Here is a 24,716-nt window from a genome sequence, read left to right on the forward strand (position 1 = left end):
CCGAGTCCGGAAGGTTTCTTTTTATTTTGTAACTAATACCTTTTGATTTACAGGTGTTACTGGCTCTTCGCCGTTTAATACAGCTAAAATATTTCTGACAGCCATTTCAGCCATCGCATCACGAGTTTCAAATGTTGCATTCCCTACGTGTGGAGCAAGTACTACATTCTTTAATTCTTTTAGCTCTTCTGTAATTTTCGGTTCAAATTCAAACACGTCAAGAGCTGCTCCTTCAATTTCATTCGTTTTTAATGCATGAGCAAGTGCTGCTTCATTCATAATTGGTCCACGTGAAGCATTTACAATATACGCTGTTTTCTTCATCATTTTAAACTGCTCTTCATCAATCATATGATGTAAATTTGGATTATAAGCACAGTTAATTGTAATAAAGTCTGCTGTTTGTAATAATTCTTCCAACATCACATACGTTGCCCCCAGCTCACTTTCAGCTTCAAGCTTACGATTTGGCCCTGTATATAAAACATCCATTCCAAATGCTTTCGCACGTTTTGCAACAGCCTTCCCGATTTCTCCAAGACCTATAATTCCGATTGTCTTACCATGAACTTCTCGTCCTAAGAAAAATAACGGTGCCCATCCGTTAAATCCAGTCGTACGACATAACGTATCCCCTTCAGGAATTCTACGCGCCGCTGCTAAAAGAAGTGCAAATGTTAATTCTGCAGTCGCTTCCGTTGATACTTTCGGTGTATTCGTAACTGCAATTCCTTTTTCGCCCGCATACTTGTAATCAATATTGTCGTAACCAGCACCATAGTTTGCAACAATCTTTAAATGAGGCGCTGCATCAATAACTTCTTTTGGCACCTTTGTCGAAAGTAAACTTAACAATGCATCTTTATCTTTTACACGCTCTGTTAATTCATCTATAGAAATTAACTCCTCTTTATCGTACATTTCTACATCATGATCTTTTAATAGTTCTAATCCAATTTCCGGAATTTTTCCCGCTACTAATATTTTTGCCACTACTAACACCTCTTCTATAGAAAATAAGATATCTCTTATATTTCATTGTAAGAAATCCACATATAAAAACCAAGGAATTTGATTATAGTTTTAAAAATCGACACTTTTCCATGAAAAAAGAGGAGATGCAACTCTCCCCTTTTCTTACGCTTTTTCCTGCGATTCTTTTCCAAGCTTCACATCAATCGTTCCTTCTGCAACCGTATCGCTAATTTGCTCCTCAATAACCGATTGAGATTCAGCATTCGTTTCAGAAGTATAAGCTTGTTGCTGTGCACCTTGTACATTTTGTTTATTTTGTTGTTTCGCCATTTCTTACCCTCCTTTTCATTCTTTCTTATTTTGAACAAAAAGGACGGTTTTCATCAAAAAATTGCGTTTCATTTTGAATTTGTTACTTCTTCTTCAAGCGACCTCATTACTCTTGCTCGCTTCGTAAATGTTGCAACCTGATTAACACCGTGAGCTAGTAATGTTTGTACATTTTCTTGTACATAATTCCCTAAATCATTTGGATAATGGGCATCCGAAGAAATCGTAATTGGAACACCATACTTAGCTAATACTTGTAAATATAGTGGACTTGGGCACATTTCACGAACAGGATAACGATAGTATAATCCTGCATTTATTTCTGTTGCCGTATTCGTTTCTACTAACGCACAGGCAATTTCCTCATAATAAGAAAGCTGTTCATTCTCATCCAATCGATAATTAAATACCTTTATATTATCAAGATGAGCGATAATATCAAATAACTCGGTACGAATCGCACTCTCAACTGTTTTAAAAAACATATCATATAATGCGCGTAGGTCATGCTTCTCAAAATATTCTTTCGTATCTGGATTATCAAATCCCCAGCCATTTAAAAAATGAACGGAACCAATTATATAATCAAAGTCTCCTAGCGCTAATAATTCTTTTAACTCTCCTTCACAACCAATAAAATAATCCGCTTCAATTCCAAGTTTAAGTGTGACACCTCTTTTACTCCATCGTTCTTTCGCCTCTTCAATGACCTTTGTAAAATCATACAGTGAAACTACCCTTACTTGATCTAACCATTCCTTCTGTATACGACCGAGCTTAGAATCACTAATATCTACATATTTTTCATAATATCCTTTCGCTTCATGAAAACGATATAAATGATCAACAATCCCAACTTCTGTTATACCTTTTCGCACAGCTTCTTCTAAATAGAGGTCCATCCATTCTGTTGTAAATGGCCCTTCCTTCACACGCTTTTGCAAACGCTCTTGTGTTTTCATAAGCCAATCAATAGAATGCCTTTCTTGAAGCGGTTCATAACGTTCCAGCGCTTCATTTATTTTAGCAAGCCATCCTATTGAATACGGTCCTTCTTCTAAGTGAAGATGATAATCTACTTTCATATACATTCCCCCTTATAATGTATCTATTTCCCTTCTATCCCCAACTCTCGAAAGCTTTCCATTTCGTTCTTTCACCTCCCGCATGACATCTTCCAATGTAATATTTTTTTCAGCTAATAAAACGAAACAGTGATAAAATACATCAACCATTTCTTTCACTACTTCTTCTTTATCATTATTTTTACATGCGATAATTACTTCAGCACACTCTTCACCAATTTTCTTTAAAATTTTATCTTCTCCTTTTGAAAATAAATAATTTGTATACGATTCAGGAAGTGGGCTTTCCTTTCGTTCTTCAATTGTTTTATACAGCAACTTAAAGGCATTTTCCATATGTATCCCCCTATATAATTTGATAGTGAAAACATGTCTTCTCTCCCGTATGACAAGCAGATCCTACTTGTTTCACATTCACAACAATTGAATCTTGATCACAATCTAAATATAAAGATTGCACATATTGAAGATTCCCTGATGTTTCCCCCTTATTCCATAACGACTGCCTAGAACGAGAATAAAACCATGTTCTTTTCGTCTCTAACGTTTTTTCATATGCTTCTTCATTCATATAAGCTAGCATTAAAACTTCTTTCGTACCTTCTTCGATGACAATTGCTGGTATTAATCCTTTTGAAAAATTAGGTTTCATAACCGCACCTCAACATTTGCATCTCTTAATTTTCGCTTTACACTCTGCACTGTCGCCTCACCATAATGAAAGATGGATGCCGCTAACGCTGCATCAACTGTTGTCTTTTGAAAAACTTCTATAATGTGATCCGTATGACCACAGCCCCCTGATGCGATGACTGGAATGGAAACACTTTTTGAAATTTCTTCTGTTAAACGAAGGTCATATCCGCTTTTCGTTCCATCTGCATCCATACTCGTTAACAAAATTTCACCTGCCCCAAGTTTAACAACACGCTTCGCCCATTCTATGGCATCCATTCCTGTGTCAACTCTTCCGCCGTTGACGTATACGTTCCATTTACCTTCTGCTACTTTTCTAGCATCAATTGCCACGACAATACATTGTGATCCAAAGTGTTCTGTCCCTTCTTCTATAAGCTTCGGGTTTCGCACTGCCGCTGAGTTTATTGAAACTTTGTCTGCTCCAGCTCTTAGTAAATTGTACATATCTTTCACACTTGAAATCCCCCCGCCAACCGTAAGAGGAATAAATACTTTAGCTGCTGTTTTTTCTACAACATCTATAATCGTTTTTCTTCCTTCATGAGTCGCTGTAATATCTAAAAATACGATTTCATCTGCCCCTGCCTCGTTATATGCTTCAGCTATTTCAACCGGATCACCGACATCTTGTAATCCTATAAAATTTACACCCTTTACGACTCGCCCTTCTTTCACATCTAGACATGGAATGATTCGTTTCGCTAACATAACTTCGTTACCTGTAACACTTCTTCTAAATCAATCGTTTTCTCGTAAAGCGCCTTTCCAATTATGACACCATATATATTCATATCATTTAACTTTTTCACATCTTGAATAGATGCCACTCCTCCAGAGGCGATGAGACGAATGCCCACACTTTTTTGAAGTATCGCTAATTGTTCAAAATTTGGACCTGCAAGCGTCCCGTCTTTCGAAATGTCTGTAAACACAATCGTTTGAACACCTAAACTTTCCATTTGTTTCGCTAAACTAACGTAAGAAATTTCAGACAGATCAAGCCAACCTCTCGTTGCTACGAAACCATTTTTCGCATCAATTCCAACAATGATTTTCTCTTTATATAGACGAACTGCTTCCTCTAAAAATGACTTATCATAAAGAGCTGCTGTTCCTAAAATCACTTTTTCTACACCTGCTGACAATAACTTCTCCACCGTTACAAGTGAACGAATTCCTCCTCCCACTTGCACAGGAATACGTACCGCCTTGCAGATTTTTTCAATGACGGGCAAATTTAACGACTCGCCAGCAATTGCACCGTCTAAATCAACAATGTGTAGTATTTCCGCTCCAAGCTTTTCAAATATGATCGCCTGCGCTACCGGATCTTCATTCATCACCGTTTCTTTACTAAACTCTCCTTGATAAAGTCTAACGCATCGCCCTTCTTTTAAATCGATAGCTGGGAAGATTTCCATGCTTCTACCACTCCTTGAAAATTTTTTAATATTTGCATGCCTATTTCGCCACTTTTTTCTGGATGAAACTGTGCACCAAATACATTTCCTTTCGCGACAAACCCTGGTATTTGCATTCCATAATCACTTACTCCGCATACAATTTCATCTGGACAATCCGCGTAATATGAGTGAACATAATACACGAAAGAACCATCCACTAATCCATTCCAAAGCGGAAATTCTCTTTCCTTCCTTAATTCATTCCATCCCATATGAGGAATTTTATACGAAACTTTTAACTTCCGAATTTCACCTGGTAGTAAACCTAACCCGCTACAATCTTTTAGTTCCTCACTTCGTTCAAATAAAAGTTGCATGCCCAAACATATACCGAGGAGTGGTTTTCCTATGTCACAAACTTCTTTTAGTACACACACTAAATCTCTTTCTTTTAATACTTCCATCGCTTTCGGAAATGCACCTACTCCCGGTAGAATCACGCCATCGCTTCTCAATATCTCTTCTTTATCACTCGTTACAATGTACTCTGCGCCAGTATATTTTAATGCTTGCTCTACACTGCGAATATTCCCCATTCCATAATCTATAATGGCAATCAATTACAACATCCCTTTCGTTGAATTTACACCAGTAATGTTGGCATTTTTTTCGACCGCTTCTCTAAGCGCTCTACCAAAAGCTTTAAATAATGCTTCAATTTTGTGATGTGTATTACTTCCGTATAGAACGCGCGCATGTAATGTAATATTGGCAGCATGTGCAACTGCTCTAAAAAATTCTTCCGTCAATTCTGTATCAAAATCCCCGAGCTTCGGATTTGTTAATTCCCCTTGAAATACACAATATGAGCGTCCACTTATATCAATTGCAACAAATCCTAAAGATTCATCCATCGGTACATACGCGGAACCGTAACGATTAATTCCTTCTTTATTTTGCAATGCTTCTTTCAAGCAATTTCCGAGTACAATTCCAACATCTTCAACGGTGTGATGTGCATCGACAAATACATCACCTTCTGCCTCAACTTGCAAACCAAATCTTCCATGTCTAGCAAATAAAGTCAGCATATGATCGAAAAAACCAACCCCCGTTTGAATAGATACACTCGTACTTTCATCAAGCTGCAAACTTAATTTAATTTTTGTTTCTTTCGTCTCACGTGCTTGACTGGACTGACGCATTATTTTTCCTCCTCAAACCTTATTTGGATTGCTCTCGCATGTGCATGTAACCCTTCTTTATTTGCAAGCTCTACAATATGATGCTGTACATTTTTTAATGCTTCCTCTGTATAAGAAATAAAACTTGATTTTTTCACGAAATCATCGACTGATAACGGAGAAAAAAATCTTGCCGTTCCGCTCGTTGGTAATACATGATTCGGTCCCGCCAAATAATCCCCGAGCGGTTCAGGTGCATATGGCCCAAGGAAAATAGAGCCTGCATGTTTCACATAATCTAGAGCATTCATCGGTTCTTTTATATGTAACTCTAAATGTTCTGGAGCAATTTCATTTGATAACTTTAGTGCCTCCTCTAAAGAAGCAACGATAAAGATGGCTCCATTTCTATTTATTGATTCACGTGCAATTTCACTTCTTGGTAACGTTTCTAACTGTCTTTCTACCTCTTTTTCTACTTCTTTAGCTAGTTCCATATTCGTTGTAATACAAATCGCCGTTGCTCTCTCATCATGCTCTGCTTGCGATAATAAATCCGCTGCGATATATTTTGCATTACCTGTTTCATCCGCGACAACTACAATTTCTGATGGACCAGCAATCATATCGATATTTACTATCCCGTATACTTCTCGTTTCGCTAGAGCGACGTACAAATTTCCCGGTCCAACTATTTTATCCACTTTCGGAATCGATTCCGTCCCGTATGCTAAAGCAGCAATTGCTTGTGCGCCACCTATCGTATAAATTTCATCTACTCCCGCAAGATTTGCAGCAGCTACTATATGAGGATCAATTCCCCCTTTCCTCGGCGGTGTTACCATTACAATTTTTTTCACACCTGCAAGTTTCGCCGGCAATACATTCATTAATACTGAAGAAGGATATGAAGCTGTCCCACCTGGTACATATACACCTACATTTTCTAATGGCCGAATAAGCTGCCCTCTAATTATGCCTTTACTTTCACAATCGAAGATTGAATACTTCTTTTGTTTTTCGTGATACGAAACAATGTTTTTCTTCGCCTCTTTTAAAGCTTCTAAAAATGAATTCTCTACAAACATACTCGCTTGCTGTATTTCTTCTTCACTTACACGAAAATCTTTCATCTCTACACCATCAAACTTTTTTGTATAGAAAGATAAAGCCTCATCATTTCCTTCCCTTACATGTCTAATGATTTCTCTTACACTTCTTTGAACAGTTTCTTCTATTATATTAGCGTTTTCTCTTAGCACTTTTATTTTAGATAATGCCTCCTTAAAGTCTTCATAAATGATTTCCATTTTAAATCCTCCTATTTCCCTGATAAGATTTCTTGCTCCATCATATTTATAATGCTGAATATTTCGTCTTTTTTAGTTTTTAAGGCTGCCTTATTTACAATCATCCGAGCCGATATAAAGTACATTTCCTCAAATACAATGAGTCCATTCTCTTGTAATGTTTTTCCTGTTTCAACAATATCTACAATCGCATCTGCCAATCCAAGAAGAGGAGCGATTTCTACAGAACCTTCTATTTTAATAATTTCTACATCCTCTCCCTTATCATGAAAATAAGTAGAAGTAATATGTGGGTATTTCGTAGCGATTCTTTTCTTCCGGTAACTCTTCGGATTATACGTAGGAATAGAAGCAACACAAAACTTACAAATCCCCACTCCTAAATCCAGCATTTCATAAATATCTTTCTCGTTTTCCATTAAAATATCTTTTCCAACGATGCCAATATCAGCTACCCCATGTTCTACATAAGTAGCAACATCAACCGCTTTTACTAAAATAAATGAAATATTTGTATTTTTACTTTGAAATACAAGCTTCCGACCTTTATTTTTGAGCTCGGAACAATCAATTCCAATCTGCTCAAAAAGTGGAATGACATGTTTTTCTAATCTTCCTTTCGTTAACGCAATTTGAATGTTACGCATGAAGCCTCTCCTTCTTTCTGGACTACCCATTTCTCATTCCATACATATTCCACTAAATATTCATTCTTTGCCTCAACAACCGTTCCTATTTTATTTTTTCTTGCAAATTGAAAGGTATCGCTTAAATTAGAGAATAGAGATAACCAAGCATTCTTCCCATCCTTTCGAAGTAAATTTCGTAACCTTTCTGCTTCCGCTAATCTATTTAACTCATAATGAATCACAATATCAATTTGATTTCGTTCATATGGTTCTTGCTGCTCTTGCAGCGCCTTCACAATTTGATTTACTTGTACCGCGAGTCCAACAGCTGGCAGCATTTCTCCAAAATTGCCAATTAGCTCATCGTATCTTCCGCCACTAACGATTTCTTCTCCAATTTCATATATATATCCTTTGAAAATAACACCCGTATAGTAATCTAAGTGTTGAATCATGCCCAAATCAATTGATATGTAAGAACCATATCCTAACGTTTCAATTGTTTCATACATTTCTTTTATTCTTGCAATTGCCATTTTCATTTCATTACTTGAAGCAAGCTTTTCTGCTTCCTCAATAACTTCTAAATTTCCAAATAGCCTTGGCAATTTCTCAAGTAACCTTACTGTCTCATCGCATCGATTTAATTTCTTTTCTCCGATAAAATTTGAGAGGGCTGCATAATTTTTACTTTCTATATACGTTCTAAGTACCCTTTCTTCTTCATCATGGATGGAGAGTTTTTTTACAATACATTTATATAACTGTACTTGCCCAATCTCAATTGTAAAAGATTGCACCTTCAACTTTTGAAGTGCTTGAATGACACTTATTACACATTCAATTTCAGCTCTTACATTATCAATCCCGATAACTTCAATACCACTTTGTACGATTTCATTATATTTTCCAGAATGGGATTCATTCGCTCGAAATACATTCCCGCTATACGTCACTTTAAGTGGCGTATCCCATCTCTGTGTTCCAATAACTCTCGCTAAAGGAATTGTCATATCTGGACGTAAAACGATAATCCTTCCCTTTTCATCAAAAAATTTATACATCTTCTCTTCATCTATCGGTCTATTTTGAAATGCAAAAACATCATAAAATTCAATTGTAGGTGTTCTTATTTCCTCATAACCTCTCTCTAAAAAAGTAAGCCTTAATTTCTGTTCTACTTCTTCAATTAACGTACATTCTTCGAATAAATAATCTCTCGTTCCATTCGGGTTTGCTCGTTTCCATTTTGTCATCTAAATTTTCACACCTTTCCCCTTCTAATGTATGCCTATTTCATTCCCCTAAGCCGAAAATAAAAAGAGCCTTGTAGACAAAATACCTACAAGGCTCTTCAGTAGAGTGTAGGTACAACGGGAATAACCCTTGTACCTACACGTTTTCACGCTAGGTTCAAGGGTTTCATGTATGATGATGTAGTTGTGTAAGCATTGTAATAGATTGCACGATATTCATAATACTTACTCCCTTTCTCCTCTGATTTTCACATAGTATATAACAGTTAATTTTGAATGTAAATACATTTTTAATATTCCGTCACTTTTTTAATGTAAAGCCACTTTTCTTTCATACTCTTTTATTTCTTGTTCATATTGCATTGTAATACTAATTTCATCTAAACCATTTAATAACTTCTCTTTCCACATTTTCTCGATTGTAAAATGGAATCTATGCGTATTCGTTGTCATTATTTCATTTTCTAAATCAACTGTAATTTGTTCCCTCGCATCTGTTTTAGCAAGTTGTTCACGCATATCTTTATCCATTACAATCGGTAACATGCCATTCTTCATACAATTCATATAAAAGATATCGGCAAATCCTCCAGCGATAATAACGCGGAAACCATAATCAGCAAGCGCCCATGGAGCATGTTCTCTTGACGAGCCACATCCAAAATTATCACCTGTGATTAATATACTGGCTCCTTTTCTTTCTTGTGCATTAAGCGGGAAATTAGGGTTTTCTTGGCGATTATTATCATATCGCCACTCATCAAATAAAAACTTCCCAAACCCAGTTCTTTCAATTCTCTTTAAATATTGCTTCGGAATAATTTGATCTGTATCAATGTTATCATTCATCAGTACTGCGGCAGTACCTTTATGAATACGAAATGGCTCCATCATAACTCTCCTTTCTAATATCAACAAAATGACCATATAACGCAGCCGCTGCCGCCATTGCCGGGCTAACTAAATGCGTTCGTGCTCCCTTTCCTTGTCTTCCTTCAAAATTGCGATTTGACGTAGAGGCACAATGTTCCCCTTCAGGCACTTGATCTGGATTCATACCTAGACACATTGAGCATCCGGGCTCTCTCCATTCAAATCCAGCTTCTTCAAATATGCGATGTAATCCTTTATGCATCGCTGCTTCTCTTACCCTTTGAGATCCAGGTACAACAAGTGCTCGCACACCTTCTTTTACTTTTTTACCTTTCACGACAGATGCAGCAATTTCTAAGTCAGAAAGCCTGGAATTTGTACAAGATCCAATGAAAACATGTTGAACTGGAATGTCATACGTACTTTGTCCGGGACTCAATCCCATATAAGAAAACGCTCTTTCGTCATTTGCATCATGCTTTTCTGGCAATTTCTCATCGATCCGAACGCCCATACTAGGATTTGTTCCCCACGTAACGTACGGCGCTAAATCCGTAACATCTACTAGAATATGTAAATCATAAACTGCATCTAAATCTGTATAAAGTTCTGACCATTTTTTCTTAATAGATTCATAGTCTTTCGGTGCATATTTACGCCCTTTTACGTAAGCAACCGTTTTTTCATCTGGTGCAATAATGCCAGCCTTTGCTCCCCCTTCAATTGCCATATTGCAAAGCGTCATCCTCTCTTCCATATCCATAGCATGAATGGCCTCTCCGTAAAATTCCATTACGTAACCTGTTCCAACTGCTACTCCGTACTTTGAAAGAAGGTGTAAAATAATATCTTTCGCATAAACACCTTGCGGTAACTTTCCTTTTAACTCAATGCCCATTGCTTTCGGCTTTCGTTGCCATAACGTTTGCGTCGCCAATACATGTTCCACTTCACTCGTACCAATACCAAACGCTAGTGCGCCAAAAGCACCGTGTGTTGCTGTATGACTATCACCACAAACAATCGTTTTTCCTGGCTGTGTGAGTCCAAGTTCTGGTCCTATTACATGAACGATCCCTTGCTCTTCATCTCCGATATCCGCTAATGGCACCTGAAATTGTTTACAGTTTTCCCGAAGTGTATCTAGTTGCTGCTTCGCAATGCGGTCGGTAATATTCCAAACATCTTTCGTTGGAATATTATGATCCATCGTTGCAAATGTTAAATCTGGTCTGCGGACTGTTCGATTTGTAAGCCGCAAGCCTTCAAAGGCTTGCGGTGACGTTACTTCATGAACAAGATGTAGATCGATATATAATAAATCCAATCCATTTTCATTAGTCGCAACTACATGTCTTTCCCAAAGCTTATCTAGTAACCTTTTCCCCATTATCTTCCTCTCCCTACTAACGCTTGCTCTTCCATTTCTTGAATAACTGCCTTTGTAAATGAAGTTGTCGTTTCAGTCCCCCCGATATCTGCTGTACATTTTCCTGATTTAAGGACTGCAGAAACTGCTTCTTCAATTGAATATCCTTCTCTCGTTAATCCGAACGATTGCCCAAGCATCATTGCAACAGAACGCATCATCGCAATTGGATTCGCCTTATTTTTCCCCGCAATATCCGGTGCTGATCCGTGAATAGGCTCGTATAATGAAGGCCCCTTTTCAGCGTGACTTGCTGATGGAAGCATTCCTAATGATCCAGCTAATACTGAAGCCTCATCACTTAAAATATCACCAAATAAATTTTCCGTTACAATAACGTCAAATCTTCCTGGATTCCGAATTAATTCCATAGCTGCTGCATCTACTAAAATGTGTTCTACTTCCACATTTGGGTAGCGAAGTGCTACTTCTTCTGTCACAGTTCTCCATAATTTACTAGACTCTAAAACATTCGCTTTATCAATAGATGTTACTTTTTTCTTCCGCTTATTCGCTAATTGAAAAGCATACGAAACGATACGTTCAATTTCATGGCGATGATACGTAAGTGTATCTGTCGCCACTTCTTCCGTTCGCTCTTTCGGATAAGAAAAATAAATTCCGCCTGTTAATTCACGAACGACAACGAAATCAATTTCATCAGCGTTTTTTAATGGTGATAAATGTGCAGTTGCACTTTCTACCGTTACAGGGCGAACATTCGCAAATACACCAAGTCCTTTTCTTAATGCTAATAATCCTTTCTCAGGCCTTTCTTTCGCACTATCCCACCTTGGTCCACCTACTGCTCCAAGTAAAACCGCATCACTCGCTAAACAGGCGGCAAGTGTTCGCTGTGGTAATGGTTGCCCAGTTAAATCGATAGCAACACCACCAAAGTACTCATCTTGCAAATGAAAATGATGTCCATATAGCCTTTCTACCATATGCAATACTTCCTTCGCACTTTCCATTACTTCTGGACCAACACCATCACCAGCTAAACAAACGATACGTTTTTCCATTTTTAACACTCCTTTTAACTGAATTTTCAGAACTTTAATTTAATAGGTGAGGAAAGCTTCTCTCACCTATCAAATATTTATTTCACAAGCGCTATAAGAGATTTTAATTTCCCTGCTGCATGGACATAAGCTCTCGCCGACGCTTCCAATACGTCTTGCGCAACTCCGAAACCTGATATTTGGTGACTACCTTCTTTTAATTCAACATGAACGTGAGCAAGTGCATCTTGACCTTGTGTAATAGATTGTATGCGATAATCTGCCAATTCACATTCTAATCCTAAAATTCTTTGAATCGCATTGTATATCGCTTCAATACTACCAGAACCAGTGGCTGCATCTTCATATACATTTCCTTCCTCATCCTTCAGCACAACTGTTGCGCATTGTGTACTATTTGATACGAAATGCACTTGTAATTGCGTAATGTTATATTGCTGAGCTGCAAATGCTGCTTCACCAAGCATAAGTGCGCGTAAATCTTCTTCAGTAATTTCCTTTTTACGATCAGCCAATTTTTTAAATGCTTCGAATGCCGCATCTCGCTCTTCATTTGTAAATTCATAACCAAGCTCTTTCATTTTTTCCGTAAACGCATGACGGCCAGAATGTTTCCCAAGTACAAAGAGATTTTGAGATTCTCCTATAAGCGCTGGTTCGATAATTTCATAAGTTGTTACTTCTTTTAAAACCCCGTCTTGGTGAATGCCCGATTCATGAGCAAATGCATTCGCTCCAACGATTGCTTTATTTTTCGGTACAACCATACCCGTTAACCTGCTTACTAATATACTCGTCGCCTTAATTTCTTTTAAAGTCATTGAAGGCTCTGCTTTATAAAAATCTTTTCTAATATGAAGAGCTACCGCAACTTCTTCTAACGCTGCATTCCCTGCTCTTTCTCCAATGCCATTAATCGTTCCTTCTACTTGCAATGCTCCTCCTTCAACCGCAGCTAACGAATTTGCTACTGCCATACCAAGATCATCGTGACAATGACAAGAAAAAATCGCTTTTTCATATGATGGAACGGATTCTTGTAAGTATTTAAAAAGAGAATAATACTCTTCTGGATTCGTATATCCAACTGTATCCGGAATATTAATTACATTCGCTCCTGCTCGAATTGCAATTTCTACTGCTTCAGCTAAAAATGCTCTCGATGTTCTTGTCGCATCTTCTGCAGAAAATTGTACTGTCGGAAATAATGATTTTCCAAGCGTAACCGAGCGATGAATACTATTTAACACATCTTCTTTTGACATACAAAGTTTATATTTCATATGAATATCACTCGTAGCTAAAAATACGTGTAGACGAGGAGATACAGCACCTTTCACAGCTTCATATGCTCTTCGAATGTCACTTTCTTTCGCTCTAGCTAAACTCATAACCGTAGCATTTTGAATTGTATTCGCAATACGTTTTACCGATTGAAAGTCACCTTCGGAAGCTGCCGCGAATCCAGCTTCCATTACATGAATACCAAGCCTCTCTAATTGCCTAGCAATTTGTAATTTCTCTTGTTCATTTAAATTTACTCCTGGTGATTGTTCGCCATCACGAAGCGTTGTATCCATGAACAAAACCTGCTTCATATTATTTAACCCCTACCTTTACTCGCGGCTGTACGAAAGGCATCATTTCACGTAATTTACGTCCAACTACTTCGATTTCATGTTTATTCTCTTTCTCATTTGTCGCATGGAAATTTGGTCTTCCTGCTTTATGCTCTGCAATCCAGCCTCTTGCAAATGTACCATCTTGAATTTCTGCTAATACTGCCCCCATCGCTTTCTTCGTATCTTCAGTAACAACGCGTGGTCCTGATACGAAGTCTCCCCACTGCGCTGTATCTGAAACTGAATATCTCATATTTTCAAGTCCACCTTCGTACATAAGGTCAACGATTAGCTTCAGTTCATGTAAACATTCAAAATATGCAAGTTCAGGCTGATATCCTGCATCAACTAACGTTTCAAACCCTGCTTTTACAAGTGCAGTCACTCCGCCGCAGAGTACAGCTTGCTCTCCAAATAAATCTGTTTCTGTTTCTTCTTTAAACGTCGTTTCTAGTACACCAGCTCTCGTTGCTCCAATTCCGTCAGCATAAGAAAGTGCTTTTTCAGTCGCAACTCCTGTTGCATCTTGATATACTGCAAATAATGCAGGAACAGCCCCGCCCTCGGCGAACGTACGGCGTACGAGATGCCCCGGTCCTTTTGGCGCTACTAGAAATACATCTACATTAGCTGGTGGTTTTACTTGATCAAAGTGAACATTAAATCCATGTGCGAACACGAGAGAGTTTCCAGCCTGTAAATTTGGTGCAATTTCAGCTTCATATACTTCTGGTTGTAATTCATCAGGCAGTAGAATCATTACTACATCAGCTTTTTTCGCTGCTTCTGCTACTGTATATACAGAAAATCCATCTTCATTCGCTTTATTCCAAGACTTACCTTTTCTTAAACCTACTACTACATCAAATCCGTTATCACGTAAATTTTGCGCATGTGCATGACCTTGCGAGCCATATCCGATGATTGCTACTTTCTTTTCCTTTAATACATTTACTGTTACATCTTTCTCATAATAAACTTTTGCCATTTTCATTTCCCCCTATATTTAAATGATTATTGAATTAACATAACTTGCTTATCTTGTTTTTTCATACTACGTGTAAATGCTGTTACACCTGTTCTAGCAATTTCTTTCAAACCGTATGGACGAAGTAATTCAATTAACGCTTCTACTTTATCTTGCGTACCTGTTACTTGCACAACTATGGAATCCTTCCCAACATCTATTACAGCGGCTCGAAACGGTTCAATTAAACTATATAATTCTGCCCTCGCTACAGAAGTTGCTACTTTAATAAGAGCAAGCTCTCTAGCAATCATCGCTTCTTCTGTAATATCTGATACTTTCAGTACATCAATTTGCTTATGCAGTTGTTTAATTAACTGCTCCACTTGCTGTTCACTTTCAACGTGTACAACAATCGTCATTCGTGATATATCTGATGATTCTGTATGACCTACTGAAATACTTTCAATATTAAAATGTCTTCGTGTCATAACCCCTGTAATTCTGTTTAAAACACCACTTTGATTTCGAACTGTCGCTGTAACAATTCTCTTCACCCTTTTTCCACTCCCTCCATTTGGTGAACACCTTTTCCTGGCGCAACCATCGGCATAACCTTCTCTGATTGAAGTACACGACAATCAATTACGACTGGCTCTTGTAATTCAATAGCATGCTGGATTTGCTTCTTTGCAAGAAGTGGATCGTCAATACGAACACCTTTTATGCCATATGCATTCGCAAGAGCGACGAAATCTGGTTGGCATGGTAATAAAGAATGTGAATATCTTTGATTGTAAAATTCATCTTGCCATTGTCTTACCATTCCTAAAGCTTCATTATTTAAAATAAATACTTTAACGGGTAAAGCGTGTTCTTTTAATACACTTAATTCTTGTAGAGTCATTTGAAACCCAGCATCACCAACAATTGCAATAACTAATTCTTCAGGCTTTGCAATTTGCGCACCGATTGCTGCTGGAAATCCAAACCCCATCGTTCCTAATCCACCAGAAGTTACCCATTTATCTGGATTTTTCAGCGGATAATATTGGGCTGCCCACATTTGGTGTTGCCCAACGTCTGTTGTTACAATCGCTTCTCCCTTCGTAATTTCATATAACATATCAATTGCGTATTGGGGCTTAATACTTTCAGAATTTCTTTTATAAGAGAATGGATATTGTTCTTTTCTCCCCTTTAATAAAGTGATCCATTCATGATGATTTTCTTTTCCCCCTTCTGGTTCAAGTAATACTTCCAATGCCCGCTTAGCACTTGCAACAATAGGAATTTCAGTTGGCACATTTTTCCCGATTTCTGCTGGATCGATATCGATATGCGCAACAGTAGCCCCTTTAGCAAAATAAGCTAAATTCCCTGTAAGCCGATCATCAAATCTCGCGCCTATATTAATGAGTAAGTCACATTCATATAACGCCATATTGGCTGTATAAGAACCATGCATTCCTCCCATCCCTAGAAATAGTTCATCATCTGGTGGAAAACCACCAAGACCAAGTAATGTATGCACAACAGGGATTTCATATTTACGAGCAAAATTTGTCAATTCTTTCGAAGCTTTCGCATGCAATATACCCGCTCCAGCTAAAATTAACGGTTTTTTTGCAGTTTCAATTACTTTGAGTAATTTGTTTATTTGAAGTAGATTCGGTTCATAATTAGGGTTATATCCCGGTAAATCCATTTGTACATTGCTACATTGCTCACCTTTCTCGACTACCATATCTTTCGGAAGGTCAATAACGACTGGTCCTGGTCTTCCAGTTTTAGCAATATGAAATGCTTCTTTAATAATTCGAGGTAAATCTGAGGCCTTTCGTACTTGATAGTTATGTTTTGTCACTGGCATCGTAAGTCCCATAATATCTGCCTCTTGAAAAGCATCGCTCCCAATTAACGTTGTTGCTACTTGGCCTGTAAATACTACAAGTGGCAATGAATCAATCATCGCATCAGCTAGACCCGTAATTACATTTGTAGCACCTGGCCCACTCGTTGCAATTACAACCCCTGGATGCCCTGTAATTCTGGCATACCCTTCAGCAGCGTGAATTGCCCCTTGCTCATGCCTTGTTAAAATATGCGGAATTTCACAATCATACAATGCATCATAGAGAGGTAAAACGGCACCACCCGGATAACCGAAAATCACTTCTACGCCTTCCTTTTCTAGCGCTTCTAACAATAGCTGTGCACCAGTTGCCAGTTTCTCTTCCGTTTTTGAAGACATTGTTCTTATAAGCCCCCTTTTTCAAACTTTTATACAATAAAAAAATCCTACGTCCACACTCCAGCTATGTGCTGAAGGGACGAAAGATTTCGCGGTACCACCCTTCTTCGCAAGAATACTCTTGCCTCAGTGATCCATAAATGGATCTAGCTAATAACGGAGCTACCGTCTAAGCCTAGACAAATGCTTTAGCTTAGCACTCAAGGGCGATGTTCGTCGACGTGAACCATCGGTTTTCAGCAACCACCGACTCTCTGTGAGGCTTCACAATCAACTACTCCTCCCTATCAACGCTTTCTTATGTTAAAAAAGTTGTTATCCAACTTTATTTTCTTCGTAAATTTTCTCTCCATCTTCTACAACTAACTTACGAAACTCTTTTAATAAACGGTTCGTATGTGGACCTGTTTGCCCTAAGCCAATCGTTCTACCATCTACTGTCGTAACAGCAATCACTTCAGCAGCTGTTCCTGTTAAAAACACTTCATCAGCTACATATACATCATGTCTTGTAAATAACTCTTCTCTTACGTCATACCCAAGTTTTTCGCCGATTTCTAAAATGGCGTTTCGTGTAATACCTTCTAACGCTCCAGCAGAACTTGGTGGTGTAATTAATTTATTTCCTTTAACAATAAACACGTTATCTCCTGATCCTTCAGCTACATATCCTTGATCATTTAACATAAGTGCTTCTTGTACTCCAGCTAATTTCGCTTCAATACGAACTAAAATATTGTTTAAGTAATTTAAAGATTTTACTTGAGGGGATAAAACATCGGGACGATTTCGGCGCGTTGCAACTGTTACAACTGGAATCCCTTTCTCATAATATTCTTGTGGGAATAAAGATAATTGTTCTGCAATTACTACTACATTCGGCTTCTTACATGAATCGGGATCCAATCCAAGATTTCCTGCTCCTCTTGATACAACAAGGCGAATGTATCCATTAGATAATTTATTTTGTCGAATCGTCTCAACAACAATATTTGTTACTTCATCTAATGAATATGGAATTTCTAAAAGGATTGATTTTGCTGATTCATACAGCCGGACAAGATGCTCTCTCAAACGGAAAACATTACCGCTATAAACTCTAATTCCTTCAAACACTCCATCGCCATATAAATAGCCATGATCATATACTGAAACTTTTGCCTCATCTTTTGGAACAAATTCTCCATTTAAGAAAATCCATTGCTCATTCACTAGAAGCGCCTCCTATGTTCTATGAATTTTTTATTGTTTCCTAGTTTACTCTCCTTTCTAAATAAATCAAGTGAATTTTTAGAAAATTTATAATTTTTATTCGTACGTACTTCTTTACTTATACTGATTTAACAACATTGTTAACGTTTACAAAAAAGTCAAAAATTTTTTCGCCAATTTCCACTAAAAAAAATATTTGTTTAAAAGAAGGATTTTCATCAATTGATACGAATCTATTGTATTCAATAAACGGACGTCCTATTTTATAAATCTGGGAATATATAACGACTTTTGCTGAAAAAGGGGGAAAATAACAAAAATAGCGCTGTCTAAAAATAACATTCATATTTTTCATTTCGTAATCATAATCCTATTTTTAAAAAACAATTTGTCAAAATAAAGGAGGAAATAAATATGGCGTGTGTACAAATTAAAGGAACGAGACAAGAGGTAGTAGAAATGCTGCAATTATTTGATCTAATGGATACGAAAGGTTTTTGTAAATTCGATAATTACGTAGAGGTAGAACCAAATACGAAAGAACATAATCATTTTATTGCTTCAATCGACATCCATTCAAATACTTCTTCAGCACAAGATACATTAAACGATCAATTCGTTAGTCAAATGCTTACTGGCGTATATAACGACTAAACAAAGATTTACTTCCTACCGTCTTTTCATAAATATATGCAGTGAACTTGAGCATACTAGCAATTAGATGGTAGGAGGTGATAATTATGGCTAGAATTGGCGTTGAAAACTCATTAACAGACGTTCAACAAGCTCTTCAACAACAAGGTCATGAAGTTGTTACACTTAACTCAGAACAGGATGCACAAGGGTGTGATTGTTGCATTGTAACTGGGCAAGATTCTAATGTGATGGGCATTGCAGATACATCAATTAAAGGATCAGTCATTACAGCTCACGGTTTAACAACGGATGAAATTTGTCAACAAGTTGAAAGTCGCACTTAAAAAATGAAAGAGGACTCCTTTTAAAAGGAGTCCTCTTTTTTATATTCACCTAACGGGAAAGTAACATATACTGGATGAAAGCCCTACCTCTCTCTCATCATTACGGTTCCACTGACCGCTCCTTGATTCACTAGTATACATATATAGCTTACAAATACAATTTATAGGGTTTGTTCACAAAAGTTGTTGATAAAATTACCCGATCTTTCGCAAACTTTTCGTATTGCATTCATAAGAGATATTTACTTTACACTAGCTGTAACCGAGACACGAATTAAAATTTTAACACCAATACAATAACTTGTCAACTTTTTTCCGCAAATTAAAAACAGACATTAACGGTTTGTCTGTTTTAGAATGGAGCTTTTTCTTTTATTACATATACAACAAAGCCGCTTACTAACATAAATAAGCCAACTACTAAGTTTTTGATATTAATCATAAATTCCTCTCCCTTATTCCACACATCATATATATTTACATTTCAATTATTCCGATCATCCTAAAGCGCACTTTTTCTAATATATCATAATTCCTAAAAAATGCAAGTTCACTTTTGACGACCATTCACAAATTTATCTACAGTGCTTGGTACAGTATTTAAAGCCTTTTCAATTAAATGTGTACTGCTGTTGAGATGTAATACTTGCACCCCATTAGAACCAACTACTAAAAAAGCTACTGGACTAATGGAAACCCCAGCCCCGCTTCCTCCTCCAAATGGATGCCGTTGTTTGTTCTCTTTATGCTGATTTTGCCCACCGTTATGTTTTTCAGTGATGAAATCCCCTTTAAAATCACTTCCACCAGCTCCAAAACCAAAAGCCACTTGAGATACCGTTAATACTACATTTCCGTCAGCTGTTGAAACCGGGCTCCCAACAATTGTATTTACATCTACCATCTCTTTTAAATTTGTCATTGCCGTTTTCATTAAATTTTCAATTGGATGTTCCATTATGTATTGCACCCTTTCCTCATTATTCCTTTTTATATTTTCCAAAATAGAGGAAGTCATACTAACTTTTCCTATTTCAAAAAAACATTTTCCTTCTTTTAAAAGATACTACTCCCTGTACATGCTCCGGTATAGTGAAACTTTAATCAGTGGGATGTGTACGTAGCTCGACTCCCACAAATAGCGGGATAAAAAAGAAAAAGAGATACATACTACTATTGAACCTTGTTATGAAAGGAGTCATGACTTTGACTGAGAAATTTGATGATTATAAAAAAAGAGATAGAATAGATAGTGATTATAGTGACTATAAAGAAGAGTACGCCGCTGAGGTTGCACCACAACGCATTGATTATGATTACGATGATAAAGACGATAAAGATGTTGTAAAATCGTCCGCTGCTGGATCAACTGCTGGTTTTATCGCTCTTGCGCTATCTATCTTATCGCTATTTACATTTCCAACACTATTTGGTCTTGTTTCTGTTTTACTCGGTATTTACGCTTATAATCGCGGAGCTACTGTAACTGGCGGTATCGCTGCAGTTGTCGGTGGAATTGCTGCACTTATCGCAATTTTATTCCGAGTAGCACTTATTGGTCTATTGTTCTCCCTGTTCTAAAAAAGAAAAAGGTATCTCGCTTAACGCGGGATACCTTATCCTGTAAACACATCTTCCGATGGATATTTTATTTTTTGTTTTGCTGGTCGCGCTAAAGAGAACACAAGTGTTAATGGTCCAATTAATCCGCAGAACATAACAAACATAATAATACATTTTCCGAATGCCGATAGCTTTGCAGTAATTCCCATCGTTAATCCGACTGTGCCAAACGCTGATATTGTCTCAAATAATAATTGAATAAAGCTGAAGTTTTCTGTAAGCATTAATATGAATACCGCTGCTAAAATAAGTATTTGACTGGCAACAGCAATCGCTAAGGCCCTCGTTACTGTCGACATTTTAATTGTACGCTGAAATAAAACAATTTCCTCCTTTTTTCTAAAGAAAGAAAGGACAGATGTAATTAAGATAACAAACGTCGTTAATTTAATTCCTCCACCTGTTGATACACTTCCTGCACCAATAAACATTAAAATCATCGTAAATAATATAGATGATTCTTCCATACCTCCATAGTCAACCGTATTAAATCCAGCTGTCCGCGGAGTAATACCTTGAAAGAAGGAAGCCCATAGTTTTTCATTTAAAGATAAATTCCCTAACGTCTTCACATTATTATATTCCAATACAAAAATCACAATCATTGCTATAACATTTAGTACTACTGTTCCAATAATCATTATTTTTGAGTGAAGTGATAATTTTCGAAAACTGCGACTATACCATATATCAATTAATACGGTAAAACCGAGTCCACCAATTACAATTAAAGAGCAAATCCCAATATTAATAATGGGATCCCCTACATATCTTGTTAAATTATCTGGCCATAAAGCAAACCCTGCATTATTATAAGATGCAATTACATGAAAAATACTATAGTATAAACCTTTTCCAAAACCAAACTCTGGAATAAAGCGAAACGATAAAAAGATGACCCCAATAAGTTCAATACAAATCGAAAATATAAAGACACGCTTTACTAATTTTACAAGACCACCTATATTTGTTTGATTAAATGCTTCTCCAATTAATAAACGATGGCGTAATCCGATTTTTTTACCTAGTACCCAAACAATTAAAATGGCAATTGTCATAAGGCCTAGACCACCTGTTTGAATTAAAAACATAATAACAATTTCGCCAAACATCGTAAATGTACTTGCTGTATCCACTACTCCCAAACCAGTTACGGTCGCTGCTGACGTTGCTGTAAAGAAAGCATCTACCCAACTAATATGTACTTTCGTTGCGAATGGTAATTTTAATAACAAACCACCAACCACAATTAAGCAGAAAAAGCCTAATGCTAATATTTGTGGTGGGTTTAATCGTATAAGACGATTATACAGCCCTTGTTTTTTTGTTACGTCCATATCACTAACTCCCTTATTAAAGTGAAGCTTCCCCTCATACAATAAAAAGCTTTTTAAAAGCCCTTAAATAATTGGGACAAACCTTATATTCTCATAATATAGTTGAGCATAATCTTTTTTTTCATAGATTACAACTTTTATTTATATTCAGATTCCTTTTCGTTTTATGCTGGAAAACTCTATATCCTAATTCTATATTGCTAGCAATAACAATTTCATATGTACTATCTTTCAAATCCCCATATCTTTCACTCTATGTTCACATAGAGGTCACATCCACCTTTTATAGTATATGTATCGAAGCTGTTCCTCCCTAATTTATAAGACATTCCCCAGTGTCTTTGAATAGCTTCCATCCCTAATTAAATTGACATAAATTGTCCCCTTCCATTGACCATCTTATAAATGATGGTCTTATTTTTTGTTTGCTTTATCTTTTATTCCGCTATTTGTGGGCAATAAACGCCCGATTGGTTAAGGCTAATAATCAACAGGGGATGAACAAAAAACACTCATTAAATTTTCATTTTATTTAAAACTCCCTCTCTCTTTCACTCTATATTCACACAGAGGTCACATCTATCTTTTATAGTATATGTATCGAAGTTGTTCCTCCCTAATTTATAAGACATTCCCCAGTGTCTTAAAGCAACTTCCATCCCTAATTAAATTGACATAAATTGTCCCCTTCCTTGACCATCTTATAAATGATGGTCTTATTTTTTTGTCTTTCTATCTTTTATTTAAAACTCCCTCTCTCTTTCACTCTATGTTCACACAGAGGTCACATCTACCTTTTATAGTATATGTATCGAAGTTGTTCCTCCCTAATTTATAAGACATTCCCCAGTGTCTTTGAACAGCTTCCATCCCTAATTAAATTGACATAAATTGTCCCCTTCCTTGACCATCTTATAAATGATGGTCTTATTTTTTTGTCTTTCTACCTTTTATTTAAAACTCCCTCTCTCTTTCACCCTATGTTCACATGAGAGTCACACCTACCTTTTATAGTATATGTATTGAAGTTGTTCCTCCCTAATTTATAAGACATTCCCCAGTGTCTTAAAGCAACTTCCATCCCTAATTAAATTGACATAAATTGTCCCCTTCCCTAGACCATCCTATGTGATGGTCTATTTTATTTTCCAAACACAAAATCAGTCTATCTACACCTAAAAACCAAAAATTCAGAAAATATTGTTAAATTAGGGATTTTTTCGGTATAATTACTTTAGAAAGAAATTTCACAAAAACAAAAGGGGGGATTTTATTGAAACAAACAAAAGCAATCTTAATCGCATTATTTCTAGGTCTAGTTGTTGGACTCACTCTAAATTTAGCTGCTCCATCTATCTTTGAGCCACTAAATCAATATGTGTTCAACCCAATTGGTCAATTGTTTATTCGACTTATTAAAATGCTAGTTGTTCCTGTTGTGTTCATTTCTATCGTACTTGGTGCTGCCGGCCTTGGAGATCCGAAACAACTTGGAAGAATCGGTTTAAAATCAATTTCATTCTTTCTCGTAACAACTGCGGTTGCCATCTCTATAGCGGTTACATTTGCACTTATTATAAAACCAGGAGCTGGCGGTAATTTTAAAACAGAAGGTCTTAAGTATGAAGGTGCAAAAACTGAAACATCTTTCGTTGACACATTGCTAAATATCGTACCAGATAACCCAGCAAAAGCGATGGCTGACGGAAACATGTTACAAATCATTGCCTTTGCCGTATTGATTGGACTCGGTATAGCTATTTTAGGAAAACGAGTTCAAGGTATCCATTCATTACTTGAACAGGGCAACGAATTAATGATGTATCTTGTTAATCTCGTTATGAAATTAGCCCCAATTGGAACATTCGGTTTGCTCGCTTCATCCGTTGGTAAAATGGGGCTTGCAGGCGTCGCTGCGATGTTCAAGTATATGATTGTCGTTATGTTAGTACTCATTATTCACGGGGTTTTTGTATATGGTGGCTTATTAAAGGTATTAGCAAAAGAAAATATTGTTCGTTTCTTTAAACATTTCGGACCAGTAATGGCAATTGGATTTAGTACATCTAGCTCTAATGCATCGCTTCCATTTGCAATGAAAACAGCACAAGATAAGCTTGGCGTTCCAAAAGCGATAAGCTCATTTGTACAACCACTAGGGGCAACTATTAATATGGATGGTACTGCCATTATGCAAGGAGTAGCCACTGTATTTATCGCTCAAGTATACGGAGTTGAACTTACATTACCGCAATTAGCTATGGTCGTATTAACTGCTGTACTAGCTAGTATCGGTACTGCTGGTGTACCTGGTGTTGGACTTGTAATGCTTACAATGGTTTTAAATCAAGTAAATCTACCAGTAGAAGGTATCGCTTTAATTATCGGTATTGACCGTATTCTAGATATGTCTAGAACAGCTGTAAACATTTCTGGGGATGCAATTTGCGCAATGATTGTCGCAAAATCAGAAGAAAAATATAATACGGATCAATCGGCAGCATCGTAAATCAAAAAAGGAGT

Annotated in this window: 28 protein-coding genes and 1 other annotated feature; of the genes, 4 read left to right on the forward strand and 24 right to left on the reverse strand. The window is 37.0% G+C overall.

Going from position 1 to position 24,716, the window contains the following annotated elements; all coding sequences use genetic code 11:
• Positions 1–21: 21 nt before the first annotated feature.
• The 21 genes from ACTFR8_RS07105 to ACTFR8_RS07205 form a co-directional block, all read right to left on the reverse strand.
• Positions 22–993 carry an NAD(P)-dependent oxidoreductase gene (locus ACTFR8_RS07105; RefSeq protein ID WP_001062829.1) on the reverse strand — a complete coding sequence of 324 codons (972 nt, stop codon included), beginning with the start codon at positions 991–993 and terminating at the stop codon, positions 22–24.
• 144 nt (positions 994–1,137) lie between these two features.
• Entirely contained in the window at positions 1,138–1,305 is a 168-nt protein-coding gene (locus ACTFR8_RS07110; protein ID WP_001118880.1) for a YozQ family protein, read from the reverse strand.
• A gap of 68 nt (positions 1,306–1,373) precedes the next feature.
• Positions 1,374–2,390: a histidinol phosphate phosphatase domain-containing protein gene (locus ACTFR8_RS07115; RefSeq protein WP_000861845.1), complete on the reverse strand. Its 1,017-nt coding sequence runs from the start codon at positions 2,388–2,390 to the stop codon at positions 1,374–1,376.
• Positions 2,391–2,402: 12 nt separating this feature from the next.
• Positions 2,403–2,726, reverse strand: coding sequence for a phosphoribosyl-ATP diphosphatase (hisE, locus tag ACTFR8_RS07120; protein ID WP_000426357.1), 324 nt, complete (start codon positions 2,724–2,726; stop codon positions 2,403–2,405).
• Between the two features lie 10 nt (positions 2,727–2,736).
• The gene (gene hisI / locus ACTFR8_RS07125; protein ID WP_000803962.1) at positions 2,737–3,042 is read right to left on the reverse strand and encodes a phosphoribosyl-AMP cyclohydrolase; all 306 of its coding nucleotides are present in this window, start codon (positions 3,040–3,042) and stop codon (positions 2,737–2,739) included.
• Positions 3,039–3,797 carry an imidazoleglycerol phosphate synthase cyclase subunit gene (gene hisF, locus ACTFR8_RS07130; RefSeq protein ID WP_000880110.1) on the reverse strand — a complete coding sequence of 253 codons (759 nt, stop codon included), beginning with the start codon at positions 3,795–3,797 and terminating at the stop codon, positions 3,039–3,041. Before hisF ends, hisI begins: the two co-directional genes overlap by 4 nt.
• Positions 3,791–4,510, reverse strand: coding sequence for a 1-(5-phosphoribosyl)-5-[(5-phosphoribosylamino)methylideneamino]imidazole-4-carboxamide isomerase (gene hisA / locus ACTFR8_RS07135; protein ID WP_000402298.1), 720 nt, complete (start codon positions 4,508–4,510; stop codon positions 3,791–3,793). The genes hisF and hisA overlap by 7 nt, the downstream gene beginning before the upstream one ends.
• A complete protein-coding gene (gene hisH / locus ACTFR8_RS07140; RefSeq protein ID WP_000560362.1) occupies positions 4,483–5,112 on the reverse strand; it encodes an imidazole glycerol phosphate synthase subunit HisH in 630 nt (209 codons plus the stop codon). Before hisH ends, hisA begins: the two co-directional genes overlap by 28 nt.
• Positions 5,113–5,697, reverse strand: a complete 585-nt coding sequence (gene hisB / locus ACTFR8_RS07145) for an imidazoleglycerol-phosphate dehydratase HisB (protein WP_001249948.1) — start codon at positions 5,695–5,697, stop codon at positions 5,113–5,115.
• On the reverse strand, positions 5,697–6,986 hold the full coding sequence (hisD, locus tag ACTFR8_RS07150; protein WP_000402914.1) for a histidinol dehydrogenase: 1,290 nt from the start codon (positions 6,984–6,986) through the stop codon (positions 5,697–5,699). Before hisD ends, hisB begins: the two co-directional genes overlap by 1 nt.
• A gap of 11 nt (positions 6,987–6,997) precedes the next feature.
• Positions 6,998–7,633 (reverse strand): ATP phosphoribosyltransferase, encoded by a 636-nt coding sequence (hisG, locus tag ACTFR8_RS07155; RefSeq protein WP_001244487.1) that lies wholly within the window; start codon positions 7,631–7,633, stop codon positions 6,998–7,000.
• On the reverse strand, positions 7,609–8,871 hold the full coding sequence (locus ACTFR8_RS07160; protein WP_000170293.1) for an ATP phosphoribosyltransferase regulatory subunit: 1,263 nt from the start codon (positions 8,869–8,871) through the stop codon (positions 7,609–7,611). Before ACTFR8_RS07160 ends, hisG begins: the two co-directional genes overlap by 25 nt.
• Before the next feature lie 309 nt (positions 8,872–9,180).
• Complete coding sequence (gene leuD, locus ACTFR8_RS07165; protein ID WP_000433189.1) at positions 9,181–9,762, reverse strand: 3-isopropylmalate dehydratase small subunit; 582 nt, start codon at positions 9,760–9,762, stop codon at positions 9,181–9,183.
• Positions 9,740–11,134 carry a 3-isopropylmalate dehydratase large subunit gene (gene leuC / locus ACTFR8_RS07170; RefSeq protein ID WP_000518102.1) on the reverse strand — a complete coding sequence of 465 codons (1,395 nt, stop codon included), beginning with the start codon at positions 11,132–11,134 and terminating at the stop codon, positions 9,740–9,742. Before leuC ends, leuD begins: the two co-directional genes overlap by 23 nt.
• Complete coding sequence (gene leuB / locus ACTFR8_RS07175) at positions 11,134–12,198, reverse strand: 3-isopropylmalate dehydrogenase (protein ID WP_000415386.1); 1,065 nt, start codon at positions 12,196–12,198, stop codon at positions 11,134–11,136. Before leuB ends, leuC begins: the two co-directional genes overlap by 1 nt.
• 77 nt (positions 12,199–12,275) lie before the next feature.
• Positions 12,276–13,796 (reverse strand): 2-isopropylmalate synthase, encoded by a 1,521-nt coding sequence (leuA, locus tag ACTFR8_RS07180; protein WP_000815753.1) that lies wholly within the window; start codon positions 13,794–13,796, stop codon positions 12,276–12,278.
• 1 nt (position 13,797) lies between these two features.
• Positions 13,798–14,808: a ketol-acid reductoisomerase gene (gene ilvC / locus ACTFR8_RS07185; protein ID WP_001151749.1), complete on the reverse strand. Its 1,011-nt coding sequence runs from the start codon at positions 14,806–14,808 to the stop codon at positions 13,798–13,800.
• 26 nt (positions 14,809–14,834) lie between these two features.
• Entirely contained in the window at positions 14,835–15,344 is a 510-nt protein-coding gene (gene ilvN / locus ACTFR8_RS07190) for an acetolactate synthase small subunit (protein WP_000822952.1), read from the reverse strand.
• Entirely contained in the window at positions 15,341–17,041 is a 1,701-nt protein-coding gene (gene ilvB / locus ACTFR8_RS07195; protein ID WP_000095832.1) for an acetolactate synthase large subunit, read from the reverse strand. The genes ilvN and ilvB overlap by 4 nt, the downstream gene beginning before the upstream one ends.
• 72 nt (positions 17,042–17,113) lie before the next feature.
• Positions 17,114–17,341, reverse strand: a binding site (T-box leader).
• A gap of 15 nt (positions 17,342–17,356) precedes the next feature.
• Positions 17,357–18,253 carry a branched-chain-amino-acid transaminase gene (gene ilvE, locus ACTFR8_RS07200; protein ID WP_001005487.1) on the reverse strand — a complete coding sequence of 299 codons (897 nt, stop codon included), beginning with the start codon at positions 18,251–18,253 and terminating at the stop codon, positions 17,357–17,359.
• A gap of 118 nt (positions 18,254–18,371) precedes the next feature.
• Positions 18,372–18,608: a hypothetical protein gene (locus ACTFR8_RS07205; protein ID WP_000794204.1), complete on the reverse strand. Its 237-nt coding sequence runs from the start codon at positions 18,606–18,608 to the stop codon at positions 18,372–18,374.
• A gap of 59 nt (positions 18,609–18,667) precedes the next feature.
• Here ACTFR8_RS07205 and ACTFR8_RS07210 point away from each other — a divergent pair, with 59 nt between their 5' ends.
• Positions 18,668–18,907 carry a DUF3911 family protein gene (locus ACTFR8_RS07210; protein WP_000752512.1) on the forward strand — a complete coding sequence of 80 codons (240 nt, stop codon included), beginning with the start codon at positions 18,668–18,670 and terminating at the stop codon, positions 18,905–18,907.
• Between the two features lie 86 nt (positions 18,908–18,993).
• Positions 18,994–19,233, forward strand: coding sequence for a YkuS family protein (locus ACTFR8_RS07215; protein ID WP_000101017.1), 240 nt, complete (start codon positions 18,994–18,996; stop codon positions 19,231–19,233).
• A gap of 352 nt (positions 19,234–19,585) precedes the next feature.
• Here ACTFR8_RS07215 and ACTFR8_RS07220 read toward each other — a convergent pair whose 3' ends face one another.
• Positions 19,586–19,675: a hypothetical protein gene (locus tag ACTFR8_RS07220; protein ID WP_000608227.1), complete on the reverse strand. Its 90-nt coding sequence runs from the start codon at positions 19,673–19,675 to the stop codon at positions 19,586–19,588.
• A gap of 108 nt (positions 19,676–19,783) precedes the next feature.
• Entirely contained in the window at positions 19,784–20,251 is a 468-nt protein-coding gene (gene ytfJ / locus ACTFR8_RS07225) for a GerW family sporulation protein (RefSeq protein ID WP_001986234.1), read from the reverse strand.
• A gap of 188 nt (positions 20,252–20,439) precedes the next feature.
• On the opposite strand from ytfJ, the gene ACTFR8_RS07230 reads away from it, so the two are divergent.
• Positions 20,440–20,814, forward strand: a complete 375-nt coding sequence (locus ACTFR8_RS07230; protein WP_000136535.1) for a hypothetical protein — start codon at positions 20,440–20,442, stop codon at positions 20,812–20,814.
• A 35-nt stretch (positions 20,815–20,849) separates the two neighbouring features.
• On the opposite strand, the gene ACTFR8_RS07235 is transcribed toward ACTFR8_RS07230, so the two are convergent.
• A complete protein-coding gene (locus tag ACTFR8_RS07235) occupies positions 20,850–22,193 on the reverse strand; it encodes a TrkH family potassium uptake protein (protein ID WP_000383526.1) in 1,344 nt (447 codons plus the stop codon).
• Positions 22,194–23,466: 1,273 nt separating this feature from the next.
• Between ACTFR8_RS07235 and ACTFR8_RS07240 the strand changes: the two genes are divergently transcribed.
• Entirely contained in the window at positions 23,467–24,702 is a 1,236-nt protein-coding gene (locus ACTFR8_RS07240) for a dicarboxylate/amino acid:cation symporter (RefSeq protein WP_000814808.1), read from the forward strand.
• Positions 24,703–24,716: the final 14 nt, after the last annotated feature.

The sequence above is a fragment of the Bacillus cereus group sp. MYBK15-3 genome (genome assembly GCF_051916765.1).
GTDB classification, from domain to species: Bacteria; Bacillota; Bacilli; order Bacillales; family Bacillaceae_G; genus Bacillus_A; species Bacillus_A cereus.